Origin of the sequence: Nocardia otitidiscaviarum, assembly GCF_007362295.1 — a bacterium.
GTDB lineage: Bacteria > Actinomycetota > Actinomycetes > Mycobacteriales > Mycobacteriaceae > Nocardia > Nocardia otitidiscaviarum.
This window is the reverse complement of sequence record NZ_CP041695.1, coordinates 3,228,371-3,241,702: the sequence shown is the minus strand read 5'-3', so window position 1 is coordinate 3,241,702 and position 13,332 is coordinate 3,228,371. Positions and strand designations below refer to the sequence as shown.

General features: G+C 68.4%; 14 protein-coding genes and 1 riboswitch. Of the genes, 5 read left to right on the top strand and 9 right to left on the bottom strand.

The features are described from left to right. Positions 1–12 precede the first annotated feature (12 nt). A complete protein-coding gene (locus FOH10_RS14305) occupies positions 13–915 on the top strand; it encodes a hypothetical protein (protein ID WP_143981077.1) in 903 nt (300 codons plus the stop codon). Positions 916–923: 8 nt separating this feature from the next. On the opposite strand, the gene FOH10_RS14300 is transcribed toward FOH10_RS14305, so the two are convergent. Next, positions 924–1,694, bottom strand: a complete 771-nt coding sequence (locus FOH10_RS14300) for a helix-turn-helix domain-containing protein (RefSeq protein WP_143981076.1) — start codon at positions 1,692–1,694, stop codon at positions 924–926. Positions 1,695–1,740: 46 nt separating this feature from the next. Here FOH10_RS14300 and FOH10_RS14295 point away from each other — a divergent pair, with 46 nt between their 5' ends. Then, positions 1,741–2,109, top strand: coding sequence for a DUF4345 family protein (locus tag FOH10_RS14295; RefSeq protein WP_143981075.1), 369 nt, complete (start codon positions 1,741–1,743; stop codon positions 2,107–2,109). Positions 2,110–2,114: 5 nt separating this feature from the next. Here FOH10_RS14295 and FOH10_RS14290 read toward each other — a convergent pair whose 3' ends face one another. From FOH10_RS14290 to FOH10_RS14280, 3 genes are all read right to left on the bottom strand, one after another. Further along, positions 2,115–3,176 (bottom strand): DNA polymerase domain-containing protein, encoded by a 1,062-nt coding sequence (locus FOH10_RS14290; protein ID WP_143981074.1) that lies wholly within the window; start codon positions 3,174–3,176, stop codon positions 2,115–2,117. Further along, positions 3,173–4,273, bottom strand: coding sequence for an ATP-dependent DNA ligase (locus tag FOH10_RS14285; protein ID WP_186000832.1), 1,101 nt, complete (start codon positions 4,271–4,273; stop codon positions 3,173–3,175). The genes FOH10_RS14290 and FOH10_RS14285 overlap by 4 nt, the downstream gene beginning before the upstream one ends. A 123-nt stretch (positions 4,274–4,396) precedes the next feature. Then, complete coding sequence (locus FOH10_RS14280) at positions 4,397–4,798, bottom strand: cold-shock protein (RefSeq protein ID WP_029928527.1); 402 nt, start codon at positions 4,796–4,798, stop codon at positions 4,397–4,399. Between the two features lie 381 nt (positions 4,799–5,179). Between FOH10_RS14280 and FOH10_RS14275 the strand changes: the two genes are divergently transcribed. Then, positions 5,180–6,715 (top strand): DHA2 family efflux MFS transporter permease subunit, encoded by a 1,536-nt coding sequence (locus FOH10_RS14275; RefSeq protein ID WP_143981073.1) that lies wholly within the window; start codon positions 5,180–5,182, stop codon positions 6,713–6,715. Here FOH10_RS14275 and FOH10_RS14270 read toward each other — a convergent pair. Then, the gene (locus FOH10_RS14270) at positions 6,702–7,406 is read right to left on the bottom strand and encodes an MgtC/SapB family protein (RefSeq protein WP_143981072.1); all 705 of its coding nucleotides are present in this window, start codon (positions 7,404–7,406) and stop codon (positions 6,702–6,704) included. The genes FOH10_RS14275 and FOH10_RS14270 overlap by 14 nt on opposite strands. A 143-nt stretch (positions 7,407–7,549) precedes the next feature. Then, positions 7,550–7,718, bottom strand: a riboswitch (M-box (ykoK) riboswitch). 88 nt (positions 7,719–7,806) lie between these two features. On the opposite strand from FOH10_RS14270, the gene FOH10_RS14265 reads away from it, so the two are divergent. Further along, entirely contained in the window at positions 7,807–8,163 is a 357-nt protein-coding gene (locus FOH10_RS14265; protein ID WP_143981071.1) for an SRPBCC family protein, read from the top strand. Positions 8,164–8,176: 13 nt separating this feature from the next. On the opposite strand, the gene FOH10_RS14260 is transcribed toward FOH10_RS14265, so the two are convergent. The 4 genes from FOH10_RS14260 to FOH10_RS14245 form a co-directional block, all read right to left on the bottom strand. After that, on the bottom strand, positions 8,177–8,605 hold the full coding sequence (locus tag FOH10_RS14260; protein ID WP_221937970.1) for an excalibur calcium-binding domain-containing protein: 429 nt from the start codon (positions 8,603–8,605) through the stop codon (positions 8,177–8,179). A gap of 236 nt (positions 8,606–8,841) precedes the next feature. Further along, positions 8,842–9,249: a YybH family protein gene (locus tag FOH10_RS14255; RefSeq protein WP_186000831.1), complete on the bottom strand. Its 408-nt coding sequence runs from the start codon at positions 9,247–9,249 to the stop codon at positions 8,842–8,844. A 41-nt stretch (positions 9,250–9,290) separates the two neighbouring features. Further along, positions 9,291–9,917: a TetR/AcrR family transcriptional regulator gene (locus FOH10_RS14250; RefSeq protein WP_143981069.1), complete on the bottom strand. Its 627-nt coding sequence runs from the start codon at positions 9,915–9,917 to the stop codon at positions 9,291–9,293. A gap of 79 nt (positions 9,918–9,996) precedes the next feature. Then, positions 9,997–11,865 carry a Na+/H+ antiporter gene (locus tag FOH10_RS14245; protein ID WP_244961983.1) on the bottom strand — a complete coding sequence of 623 codons (1,869 nt, stop codon included), beginning with the start codon at positions 11,863–11,865 and terminating at the stop codon, positions 9,997–9,999. 275 nt (positions 11,866–12,140) lie between these two features. Here FOH10_RS14245 and FOH10_RS14240 point away from each other — a divergent pair, with 275 nt between their 5' ends. Next, positions 12,141–13,295, top strand: a complete 1,155-nt coding sequence (locus FOH10_RS14240; protein ID WP_143981067.1) for an alpha/beta hydrolase — start codon at positions 12,141–12,143, stop codon at positions 13,293–13,295. The last annotated feature ends 37 nt before the right edge of the window (positions 13,296–13,332 follow it).

Sequence of the window (13,332 nt, the reverse complement as noted above, 5' to 3'; positions counted from 1 at the left end):
GTGGGGTTTCACGTGTTCATCAGCAGCGCCTTGATCGATTTGTGCAAGGGAATTCGCGATCGTGTGTTGAAGCTCCGCGAGGCCGGTGAGGCCTTTTCGGACACCTCTCGACAGATCGGTGGCGATGGACCACACGACGCGGTCGACGCGATCGTGCACGAAGACCGCGAAATCGGACCGATGGTCGCGGCGACCGTGAAAGCGGACCACGAGCCGTCCACGGCATCGCCGGGACCATCGGACGACAGCGAATCCGCGCTCGGATATTCGATACCCGGGAACATTACCCGGGGGCGCGACCTCATCGACGATCTCGACTATCGCGCGCTCGACGGCGCGGGATACGGCACCAACCACGGCGGGCGCGCGTTGGGTGAGGTGAACCGACGCCAGAGGTTCGACGGCCCGCCCACCCTGGTGTCCCGCGAGGAGTTGGACCAGATCGTCGCGGCGGGCGGTGTCGAGTTGTTCCGCGGCGTATCGGACCCACGTTTCGTCGCGGAGTTCAAATCGGGCTCGTACTTTCCCGGCACCGGACAATACGGGGAGGGTACTTATGCGACGCCGGACGTGGGAATGGCGCTGCGATATGCGGACCACCGGTCGGAAACATTGTTGAGGATGGCGCTGAAGCCCGACGCGAAGGTCGTGGACTACCTCGACCTGTACCACGAGCAGCAAGCGGAATTGCGGTCGATCAGCGAGAAGATGGAGGAGCTTCGGAGGGGGGAACGGCCGCACGACGCGTCGGAAAGAGAAGAGGAACTGGAATCACGGTATTGGCAGGTGTATGACCGCGGGAAGTTCGCCGCCATCAAAGGCTACGATGCGTTTTCCGTCGGCGGCACCGAAGAGGCGGGCGTCCGCCAGGAATGGATTATCCTGAATCGCACCGCACTGGCGGTCGAGCGATAGGTCCGTCGCTACGGTTGTCCGACGATCAGACGGGTCCCGTTGGCCAGCAGTGTCGTCGCGGTGAGACCGAACATGGTGTGGAAGCTATCGCTGAAGTGACTCGGCGACGCGAATCCGGCGTCACTGGCCGCGGTGGTGAGGTCGTGTCCCCGTTCGACGGCGGCCGCGACCCGCATCATGCGTGACCACAGCCGGTAGCGGCGCAGGCTGGTGCCGGTCTGGGCGGAGAACAGGTGCAGGAACCGTGAGGTGGACAGGCCGACCTCGGTGGCGAGGGCGGTCGCGCCGAGCGTTGCGGCCGGATCGGCGCGGAGCGTCCGCACCGTAGCGCGGATGCGGGCGTCGGTGACAGCCGGTGTGTCCGTGTCGGCGATGCGGCGCAGCAGCGCGGCGGGGTCGAGCGGATTCGCCTGCCGCATCTGGTCGATGAGCGCCGATTCGTGACGGTGGGTGAGCCCGATCGCGCCCAGTGTCTCGGTCGTGCACCGTTCGACGCCGCTCAGGAGCGTCGGTTCGAGGTAGCAGAACAGCATCCGCCCCGACTCCGCCACCACCTGATGCCGCGTGCGGGCCGGAATGAACGCGCTGCGCACTGTGCGCTGGTCGGCGGCGACCCGCACCGTGAACGGCGCGTCGATCCCGACCGCGACGCAGTGCACCGACCCCGAATGCGGATCCAATCGCAGCGACGGCCCCAGATACGCGGCGTACCCGGATCGGATCCAGATCGTCGCCACTTCGCCCGGACAGCACGTTTCCGGAAGTGCGACCCTGTCCATGCCCGTGATCATCGCATGTGACATTCCACGCGAAAGGGTCCCGCCCGTGCACACAGCCGTTGTTCTGGTCATCGCCGCCGCGTTTCTCGCCATGGGCGGTTACGCGCTGGTGGCTCCCGCCGCCATCGCTCGTCCCTTCGGCACCCGCGTCGACACTCCCGACGGCCGTTCCGAGATCCGGGCCGTCTACGGCGGTTTCGGTCTCGCCGTGGCGGTCATGCTGGCTCTCGCGGCCTTCGGTCCCGGCGGCGTGCGCGATGGTGTCATCGCCACCACCGCCGCGGCCCTGGCCGGCATGGCGGCGGGTCGGCTCATCTCCCGCCTGGTGGACCAGCCGGTGCCGTTCTATCCGGTCTGGCTGTTCTTCTGGATCGAAACGATCGCTGCCGCAGTGCTTTTCGCCATTCTCCCGTGAGGCGGCTACTCGCTGTTCCGACGGGCCTTGCTCGGCTGCACCCGCGGGGGTTCGTTGGGCATCTTCGGATACACCGGGGGCCAGGGTGCGTCCATGAGGCCGTCGGCCATATCGCGCTCGGACATCTCGAGCAGCGGGGCGATTGATTGCGGGGTGCGGTCGGCCCAGGGGTCGCCGTGGCGGGCGACGCGGTCGGGGACGGTGGCGATGGTGAGGTCGTCGGGGACGACGGTGTCCAGGTCGGACCAGGAGATGGGGGTGGAGACCTGGGCGCCGACCTTGGGGCGCACGCACCAGGCGCCGAAAACCGTTTTGTGCGGGGCGTTCTGGTTGAAGTCGACGAAGACGCGGCTGCCGCGCTGCTCTTTCCACCACTGGGCGGTGATGCGGTCGGGGTGGCGGCGTTCCAGTTCGCGGGCCAGGGCGACGGCGGCGGCGCGCACCTGGTAGCCGTCCCAGCGCGGTTCCAGCAGCGCGTACAGGTGCAGGCCGCGCGAGCCGGAGGTCTTGACGCGCACGTCGATGCCGAGTTCCTCGCACAGGTCACGGGTGGCCAGCGCGGCCGCGCGCAGGTCGTCGAAACCGATACCGGGAGAGGGATCGAGGTCGATGCGCAGTTCGTCGGTGATGCCGGTGGGCGGCAGTTCGTTGCCGTCGGCGTCGAAGACCGGCGGCGCGGTGCCGGTCTCCTCCGCGCCCGCGTGGGTGGGCCACACGTGGAAGCCCAGGCAGCCCAGATTGACCGCCCACAGGATGTGCGCGATGTCGGCGGCCACCAGGGCGTCGCTGGTGGTGCCGTTGGGGGTGGACACGACGGTGGTCTGCAACCAGTCGGGCACCGAGGCGGGCACCCGCTTCTGAAACCAGGATTTGCCGCTCGCCCCGTCCGGATACCGCTCCAGCAGTACCGGCCGGTCCTTGATGGTGTTCATGATCGGGTCGGCGACGGCCTGGTAGTAGCGCACCAGGTCGAGTTTGGTGTCGCCGCGTTTGCTGAAGTAGATCTTGTCCGGATTGGAGATGGTGACGGTGTGCCCGTTCGCCTCGATCTCGACGGAACCGCTCACGACCGTGCTCCCTCGCCGGCTTTCGCCTCGGTGAAGATATCGGCCAGTTCGGCGGGCGCGACCTCGTCGAGCTGGGCGTAGGTACAGGATTCGGGGGTGCGGTCGGTGCGGAAGCGCACCAGCCGCCCGCCGTGGCGCAAGCGCCCGGACATGACGTGCTCGTAGCGCACCTCGCCGACCAGTTCCGGGCGCAGCGGCTCCCAGGACAGGTCCTTGCCGCCGGTCCAGCGGCTGACCCCGCCGGGCATCTTGCCCTCGGCCTTGGCCTGTGCGGCCGCGTCGGCCCACTCCCGCCACGGGTGGTTCTCCAGGGCGTTCGTGCGCAGCGGCTCCAGTTCGGTCACCAGTTCCTTGCGGCGGGCGGCGGTGAAACTGCTGGCCACGCCGACATGGTGCAGGTGGCCGTCGTCGTCGAACAGGCCCAGCAGCAGTGAGCCGACGCCTTCGCCGTCCTTGTGCCAGCGGAATCCGGCGATCACGCAGTCGGCGGTGCGTTCGTGCTTGACCTTCAGCATGACCCGCTTGTCCTGCAGGTACGGCAGATCCTTGGCCTTGACCATGACCCCGTCGAAGCCCGCGCCCTCGAACCGGGTGAACCAGTCGCGCGCCTGCTGCGGATCGTCGCTGATGGGGGTGAGGTGGGTGCGGGAGAAGCCGCCGTCGAGCACCGTCTCCAGCAGTCGCCGCCGCTGTTCGAACGGTTCCTCGGTGAGATCTCGGTCCCCGAGCGCCAGCAGGTCGAAGCCCACGAAACTGGCCGGGGTCTCCACCGCCAGCTTGTTCACCCGCGACGCCGCCGGATGCAGCCGCTGCTGCAGGGTGTCGAAATCCAGGCCGTGTTCGGTGACCACCACGATCTCGCCGTCGACCACGCATTTCTCGGGCAGTGCGGCGGCCAGCAGTTCCACCAGTTCGGGGAAGTACCGGGTGAGCGGACGGTCGTTGCGGGAGCCGAGTTCGATCTCGGGTCCGTCGCGGAAGACGATGCAGCGGAAACCGTCCCATTTGGGCTCGAACAGCAGTCCGGGCTCCTCCGGAATGGCGGACACCGATTTCGCCAGCATCGGTTTGACCGGCGGCATGACGGGCAGATCCACGCGACCTCCTCGGGGTTACCTACCCAGGTAGACGCCGCGCCCGATCGAAACTCATCGGTCGGATACGGCGGCTCCCCAAGATCGTAAGGCCGTACCGGTCAGTTTTTCGAGACCGGCATACCCTCAGCCGTCGATCCACCCGTGCTGATCGGCGAAGGCGGTGAGGCGCTCGCGGATGGTCAGTATCTCCCCGGCGGTCAGGGCCGGGCTGGCGTCGAGCAGCAGTTCGGTGATGAGCCGCCGGTGCTCCTCGGCGCTGAGCTGTCCGGCCGTCCGCTCGCCGCGTTCCTTGTTCTTGTGCCGCACCGGCCCCGTCCCCCCGACCAGCGCCAGGTTGATCGCCTTCGGCCCCCGGTCACCTTCGGTCACATCGAATTCGAACACCCGCCCCTGGCGCAGCTCGTCCTCGTCCAGGCCGATGTCGTTGACATGGACGAAAACGTCCGGGCCACCGTCTTCGGGCCGAATGAATCCGAACCCCCGTGAACTGTCGAACGACACCAATTTCCCGATGGACACCAACACCTGCTCCTCGTCGCCGCGTCCCTCTGCGGGTCACTGTAACCCGCGAACTGCGCGATGTCGGATGAAAGGGATTAATTTTCGATTGCCGCGCACGGCTGAACGGTGCTGCCGCCGCGCATTTCGCGCGCCGGGTGGCGACTGCCCGAGAGGCTCTCAGTCCGATTGGGGCGCAGTGGGTTTCGAGTAGCGGTGCGGGCGACGGAGGCCGGTTGCGCTGTGCGCGAGCGGATTGCGTATCGGGGCGGGTCCGGCGTCGTCTCGATGCCTCGGGATAGACCTTCCCACCCGTGGCGATATCGCATACCGCGATGCGCCGCCGGATCGCCGACACCACCGAAGTCGCTGCTGGTTCTCCGGCCCGCGACCTGGCAGGCTGAAGCGGTGACATCACCTCCGGATAATTCGTCGGCCGGTTCCGCCGCCGACACCCTCGATGCCCGGGTCCTGAAGATCGCGGGCGTGGTCGTGCTGGGCGCGGTCATGTCGATTCTCGACGTCACCGTCGTGACCGTCGCCATCCCGAAATTCCAGGTCGAGTTCGACACCAGCTACGCCATCGCCGCGTGGACGATGACCGGCTACACCCTCGCGCTGGCCACCGTCATCCCGCTCACCGGGTGGGCCGCCGACCGGTTCGGCACCAAACGGCTCTACATGACGGCGCTGGTGCTGTTCGTCCTCGGTTCGGTGCTGTGCTCCACCGCGTGGAGCATCGAATCGCTCATCGCCTTCCGCGTCCTGCAGGGTCTCGGTGGCGGCATGCTCATGCCGCTGGGTATGACGATCATGACCCACGCCGCCGGACCGCAGCGGATCGGCAGGGTCATGGCCGTCCTCGGCGTGCCCATGCTGCTGGGCCCCATCTGCGGGCCCATCCTCGGCGGCTGGCTGATCGACGATTTCAGCTGGCACTGGATCTTCCTCATCAATGTGCCGATCGGCATCGTCGGGCTGATCCTGGCGTGGATCGTCTTCCCGTCCGACAGTCCCGAGCCGTCGCAGAGCTTCGACTGGGTCGGCATGCTGCTGGCCTCGCCCGGTCTGGCGCTGTTCCTCTACGGCGTGTCCTCCATTCCGGAGGCGGGCACGGTGGCGTCGGCGAAGGTGCTGATTCCGGGCGTCATCGGCCTGGTCCTGGTGGCGGGGTTCGTCTTCCACGCGCTGCGTGCCCGGTATCCGCTCATCGACCTGCATCTGTTCCAGAACAAGTCGCTGCGCTACGCCGTACTCACCATGACCCTGTTCGCCATGGCGTTCTTCGGGTCGAGCCTGCTGCTGCCCGCCTATCTGCAACAGGTGCGCGGGGAGTCGACGCTCATGGCGGGTCTGCTCATCGCACCGCAGGGCCTGGGTGCGATGGTGACCATGCCGATCGCGGGGCGACTGGTCGACAAGATCGGCCCCGGCAAGATCGTGCTGACCGGTATCGCGGTCATCTCGCTCGGGATGGCCTACCTCACCCAGGTCACCGCCGACACCCCGTACCCGCTGCTGCTCGCGGCGCTGTTCGTCACCGGTCTGGGTATGGGCTGCACCATGATGCCGACCATGACGGCCGCCATTCAGACCCTGAGCCACGCGCAGGTGGCGCGCGGTTCGACGCTGATGAACATCATCAATCAGACGGCCGGTTCCATCGGTACCGCGACCATCTCGGTGGTGCTCACGAATCTGCTGAAGGGGCAGGAACTCGCCGGTCCCGCCATCGCCGCCACCACCGATCCGAAGGTCGCCGAGCAGCTGCGACTACCACCGGAGGCGATCGCGACCGGTCTGGAGCAGGCCGCGGATTCCTTCGGGCACACCTTCGTGGTGGCGCTGGTGCTGCTGCTGTGCACGCTGATCCCGGCATCGTTCCTACCGCGACGCAAACCCGCCGCGCCGGATGCCGCGGACGCGCCGATCATGGCGCACTGAGCTGGTCCAGGGTGCGCCAGCCGACGCTGGTCACATGCGGTTCCAGGCTCAGACGGCTGACCGCGGACTCCATCTGCCGGTCGTCGCGGCGATCGGAGACCAGCTCGGCGCGCACCTCCACCTTGCCGGAGCCGATATCGGAACTGGCGACCGACACCAGCTGAAAATCGGTGCGGGTCAACGACTGCACCAGCAACGCGCGGGTGTGCGCCTCGTGCGCGTCATCGGTGCAGGCGACGAACGCGTACCGGGTGTGCTGTTCGTCGCCTGCCTCCGGACGCCGGTCCACCCGGCGACCCGCGGCCCGCAGCGCGGTATTGACCACGACCACCACGACCGTGCCCGCCAGCGCCGTGGGCAGCATCCCCGCACCGGCCAGCGCGCCGATCGCGGCCGAACACCACAGTGTGGCGGCGGTGTTGAGGCCGCGCACGGTGAACCCGTCGCGCAGGATGACGCCCGCGCCGAGGAATCCGATACCCGAAACGATCTGTGCCGCAACGCGGGTCGGGTCGGCGGTACCGCCGCTGAAGCCGTGTGCGGACAGCAGCACGAACAGCGTCGCGCCCGCGGCGACCAGCGCGTTGGTCCGCAGTCCGGCCATCCGCGCCCGATACTGCCGCTCGAACCCGATCACCGCACCCAGGCCCACCCCGGCCGACAGCCGAATGAGCATTTCCACCATGGTCATGACGCACTCCCGAGAAAAGGTCGGCGCACCGCGCGCTACCGGGAGGGCGGAATCCTCCGAACGAGCGCGCGTGGGGCACCGAAACACTGTGTGGCCACCTGATATCGACTCCGATATCGATCACGTCCACCAGGCACACTCACCACCTCCTTCCTCGTAAGACCTTTGGCACTTCGCGGCGTAACCCGTCCGACGGGAGCTGGTCGGGATCACCCCTTGATTCGGGGAGACCTGTCCTGATCGGTGGCGTCTCTCGACGTTTACGATCGCCAGCCTGTATCCGCGAAGGAGCCTCAGCGAACGACGGCACCTCGCCCCAGCGAGTTAACACCCGGCATCCCGGTTTCGCCACCGGATGTGCGCGGCGCAACACCGGGCAACGACGAACTAGGCTGCCCGGGTGATCGAGATCGGCTCACGCGCGAAGACGCTTCCCGCGCCCCCGGTGGTCGTCTGGGATTCGCTCGCCCGGCCCCGCCAGCCGGGGGCGCGACCGTGGCTGGCGTTGCTGGCGGACGAGGTCGAGCCGCGGATCCTCGACGCGGAGAAACCGCATCGCCTCGTCTGGTCCTCGCTGTGGCCGAGCAGGCCGGACGCCCGGATCGAGTTCGCGCTGACCGCGGTCGGCGGCGCGACCTTGCTCAGGTTCACGGTGCTCACTGCGGCGCCGGCTCCCGACGCCAGCAAGGCCGGGCATCTGCGGCAGCGGCTCAACCGGCTGCTGTTCGCCGACCTCCGCTACTCCTACGGCCAGTAGCCGTCAGCGAGCATCACTTCTCGCAGGCGACACCGTCACCGTCGCGGTCGAGGCCGGAGCGGTATCCGGGATCGCCGCGGTGCAGCGGGGCGGCACCGGCCGCTCTGGCTTCGGCGCAGCTGCGGTAGTAGGCCGAGGGAGTCTCGGGCGTGGGAGCATCGGGTGTGGGGACGGCCGGGGCGCGCACGGTGGGAATGTCGGGCGCGGGGGCCGGTGGTGGTGGAGCTGGGGTCGCCGTAGTGGTGTCTGCGGTCGGGGGCGGCGGTGCGGCGGCCGTAGTGGACGGCGTGGTTGTCGCGCTCGTTGGGGTTGCGGTCGATTGTGCGACTGTCGTAGTCGATTGTGTCGCAGCGGGTGTCGTATCCGGTGCGGTGCTGGAGCCGCAGCCCGACAGCAGGGCGGTGATGAGGGCGGCGGGCAGCACGAGAAGCCGTGTGGTCAAGGCGGGGATCCCTGGACGTGCGGGAGAAAAGTTTGGGCGCGACTAGGAGGCGGCGGAGTCTCGCCTCCTGGTCGCGTGATCCGAGACGCTTCCAGGAAATGAGGGTGGGCACAATGGGCGGGGGTGGGATTGGCGCGCGAGGTCATAGCGGTTGTGGGCGTGGCGCGGGGGAAACACGCGCTACCAGCGGTATCGGGTTGGGTCCGAAATGCCCGAATTCGCACAATTGGTCATGATCATTTCGGCGTCGAGGGGGGTGCCGAATGATCTTGCCCGTCCGGCTGATCCGGGGCGAAGGGCCATTCTTCGAAGCGAACACACCGACCGGTGTGGTCGAAGCGCAGGACCCACAGGTCGCGCCACGAGGCCGGGGTGTCGCGCAGGTACTCGACGCCGACGCGTGCCACGGCGGTGTCGCCGTCCACCGCGATCAGCTCGGCGGTCATGGTGAAGGGTTCGTCGGGTCCGTCCCGCCCCGCCTCCCAGAAGGCGGCGATCGCCGCGCGGCCGGTGATCGGCGCCGCCCACGGGGACACGTAGTACTCGGCCGCGTCCGCGAACAATTCGCCCACGGCCGCGGTTCCCGGTGTGCGCCAAGCCGATTCGTAGCCCTCGAGCCACTGCTGCACTGCCGCGCGATCCATGTCCGCGACGCTACGCCCTCGACGCGCCGTTCGGGCCGGATCTAGTCGCGGTACATGTGCCGGTAGGCGCCGATGGTCGCCACCAGATGGTCGACGATCTGCTCGCGGCTGGCGCGCAGCGTGCCGTTCAACCACGCCGAGAACATGCCCGCATTGCCGCTGGCCATGGTCACCGCGGCCAGCCGACGGCGCACCGGATCCTCGATATGGCTGAACAGATGGTCCTGGATGAGCCGGGTGAAGGCGGGCATGACCGAGATGGTGGTCGCGCCCAGCCCGGTACTCGAATACGGCTCTACCAGGAACAGCCGGGACTTGCGCGGATCCTGGAGCACCTTGTCCACCAGCACCTCCGACAGCGCTCGGTCGCGGGCCGGATCGTCGGCCACCGCGTAGGCGGTCATGGGCTCGAGGAATTCGTCGGCGATCTGGCGGTAGAGCACGTCGAGCAGTTCGTCTCGGCTGCTGAAGGATTCGTAGAAATAGCGGTCGGTGAGATTGGCCTTGCGGCATACGGCGCGCATGGTCACCGCGCCCGCCCCGGATTCGCCGATCAGATCGAGTGCGGCGTCCAGGAGCGCGGCGCGGCGCGCCTCACGGCGTTCGGTGAGGGTCGTGCCACCCCAGAGGCGGGGCTCGGCGTCGGAGGGCTGCTGACCTGTCTGCACCGGGAACAGCGTAGTGCCCGGCCGGGACGGGCCGCGTCCGCCCGGTGCGCGGGCACGGTCGTCCCCGCTCAGCGCACCGCTACCCGAGCAGTTCGTCCACGTAGCACCAGCGCCAGCTCTCACCCGGTTCCACGCTGCGGATCACCGGATGCCCGGTGGCGTCGAAATGCCTGGTGGCGTGATTGCCCGGCGAGGACTCGCAGCAGGCGATATGCCCGCAGGCCAGGCACATGCGCAGATGCACCCACACCAGTCCCTCGGCGACGCATTCGGCACAGCTGTCGGGAGTGTCGGGCCGGGCGGTCTCCGGGGCGTCGCGCAGGTGCTCGCAGTCGCCGCCGCCCACCCCGGCCACCATGGTGTCCGGACCGTCGTCCTCGGCCTCGGTGACGCGGGCCAGCGTGGACTCCTCCATATCCAGCAGTGCCATCACATGCTGGAGCACCTCGTGATCGAGGGTGCCGGTATCGCGCACTCGCAGCACCACGTCGCGTTCGGCGGCCAGCATGGCCAGCCGCAGCCGCCGATACTCCCCGCCGGGGGTGATGCGGTCGGATTCGGAGCGGCCCAACAGTTCCCACGCGGCCTGGGCCCGCTGGGCGGCCTGCCCGCGCAGCCCCTCGACGATCTGCGCCGGTGTGGCGTCGGTGACGTGCGCGTCGAGGGCCGTGAGCCCGGCCGAGGTGGCCTGTTGCAGCAGCGCCGCCTCCTGGAGTCGGTCCTCGGCGCGGCTGGGTCCGCGCAGTCGCAGCGCGCGCACCACCCAGGGCAGCGAAACCCCTTGCAGCAGCAGCGTTCCACCCACCACCACCAGCGCGAGCAGGCGCAGTGTCGCCAGTTCCGGGGTGTCGGCGGGCAACAGCATGGCGGCGGCCAGTGTCACCACGCCGCGCATTCCCGCCCACGACACCACGGCCGCGCCGGTCGGCTGCGGCTTGGGTTTGCCGCGCCGTCTGCCCTCCATCCACCAGGCGACGTAGGTGGCCGGGAAGACCCAGACCGGCCGGGCGAGGATCACCGTCGCCAGTACCCCGGCGCATGCGATGAGCAGGGTGTCGTGTGCGAGCCCGCTTTTCCAGGCGTCCTCCACGATATGGCGTACCTGCAATCCGATCAGCAGGAACACCCCGCTCTCCAGAATGAACTGGATGGTGCGCCAGTTGGTGCGCTCGGCGATCCGCGAGGCCGCGCTCTGCCACACCGGCGCACCGTGTCCGAGTATCAGGCCGCAGGTCACCACGGCGATCACCCCGGAGGAATGCACCGCCTCGGCGGGCAGGTACGCCGCGAAGGGCGCCAGCAGCGACAGACTGGTGTCGAGCACCGGATCGGTGATGCGCCGCCGCAGAAAGGCCAGCACCGCCGCCGCGACCAGGCCGATCACCGCACCCCCGACCGCGGCCAGCAGGAAGTCGGCCCCCGCCTCCCACAGGCTCACCGCCCCCGCCATGGCCGCGATGGCGGTGCGCAGCGTCACCAGGGCCGTGGCGTCGTTGAACAGCGATTCGCCCTCGAGCAGGGTGACGATGCGCCGCGGCATCCCCACCCGCCGTGCGATGGCGATGGCCGCGACCGCGTCCGGCGGCGCCACCACCGCTCCGATGGCCACCGCCGCCGCGAACGGCACCGGCAGCAGCGCCATCACCACCGCCGCCACCGCGAAGGTCGTGAACAGCACCAACCCGACCGACAGCAGCGTGATCGACACCTTCTTGGGCCGAAAGTCGAGGAGCGAGGTGCTGATCGCGGTCGTGTACAGCAGCGGCGGCAGCAACCCGAGCAACACCAGCTCCGGATCCAACCCCACCTCGGGAATGAACGGCAGATACGACGCCACCACCCCGGCCACCGTCAACACCAGCGGCTCGGCCACCCCGATCCGCCGCGCGAACGCGGCCAGCGCCACCGCCACCGCAATCAACCCGACCAGTCCGAACGCCAACTCCACGCGAACATCCTGCCAGCCGCGTCGCCCCCACCCGAGTAGCGCGTCCCCGCCGTCCCGGCGCGTCAGCACTTCCCACATCAGGCGTTCGCCCCACAGGACGATGGCCGACCAGCCGGCTCAACCCGCACCGGTCGTCCGTGGTGGTGTCCGTGAATTCGCCCGGCATCGTGGCGGGTCGCGCGTTCCGTGGTCGCGGCGGCACGCGGGCTCGTAGGATTGCGGATGCTCGATCAGGTTCGAGTTCGGAATCAGGGGTGAACACGGTGCCCACACAGGTGGCTCTCGTTGTGGTACACGGCATCCTGTCCGACAGCGGTGCGTGGGATCCGTTGTGCGAGCTCATCGAGCGCGATGCCGATCTCGCCGGGCGCATCCGTGTCGTGCGTGTCGATTACCCCAGCAAAATCGTCGAGTTGGCGCCGCGGAGAACGCTGCCCGATCTGGATACGGTCGCGGCGTTCTTGGGCACCGAACTCGCCGAACGGTTGGCTCCTGAGGAGCCGGTGGTGTTCGCCGCGCACAGTCAGGGCGGTCTGATCGTGCAGCGCTATCTGATACAGGAGCTGACCGCGGGTCGCGGTTCGGCACTGCGCCGCGTGCGCCGCCTGTTGATGTTCGCGACGCCCAACTCGGGTTCGGAGTATCTGCTGCCGCTGCGCAGGCGCTGGCAGCGGAATCCACAGGAGCGTGAACTGCGGCCGCTCAACGAGAAGATCATCCAGACGCAGCGAATGATGCTCGAGCGCGTCGTCCATGCCACCGATGCGACCATGCACAGCGTGCCGATTCCGGTGGAGGCGTATGCCGGACTGGCCGATCCGATCGTGCTCCCGCAGTCGGCGAACTCGGTGTTCCCCGCGGGCGGTGTGCTGCCCGGAGATCATTCGACCATCATCCGGCCGACCTCGGCAGATGATCTGGTGTACCGGATCGTGAAAACACGTCTGCTGCACGAGGTGCAACGTGACGATCACGTTGCACCCGAATCACCGGAGGCCGCGCGCGTGGATCGGCTCGACCGGGCCATCGCCAGTGAACTCCGCACCCAGCGAATCCAGCGGCCCGTCGAGAAGAAGCTGCCCAAAGAGGCTGTCCGGCGCATCGCCTCCGCGCTGGCACAGATCGCCGACCTGACCGATCCCACGGCCCGGCAGCAGTATGTGATGAGCATGCCGCTCTACATTCGACAGCGCATGCACCACGGCGGCGGCAACCCGCGACTGGAACTGGCCGCGCTGGTGGAAATCTGCGCCGCCTTCGGCGAGACCGGCCGCGAGGCGCTGATCGTCTCGGTGGAATGGGCCTTCGCCGCAGAGGATCCAGCGGTCGGCGTCGCACTGGCCGTGATCGAGGAGCAGTGGCCGCCCGGTGCGACGGAGCCACCACCGGAGGAGGTCGACAGCTCACACACCGGCACGGCGCGACGGTGACCGGGGCCGGTCCGTCGCGCCGCTCCTCATCGGCCTG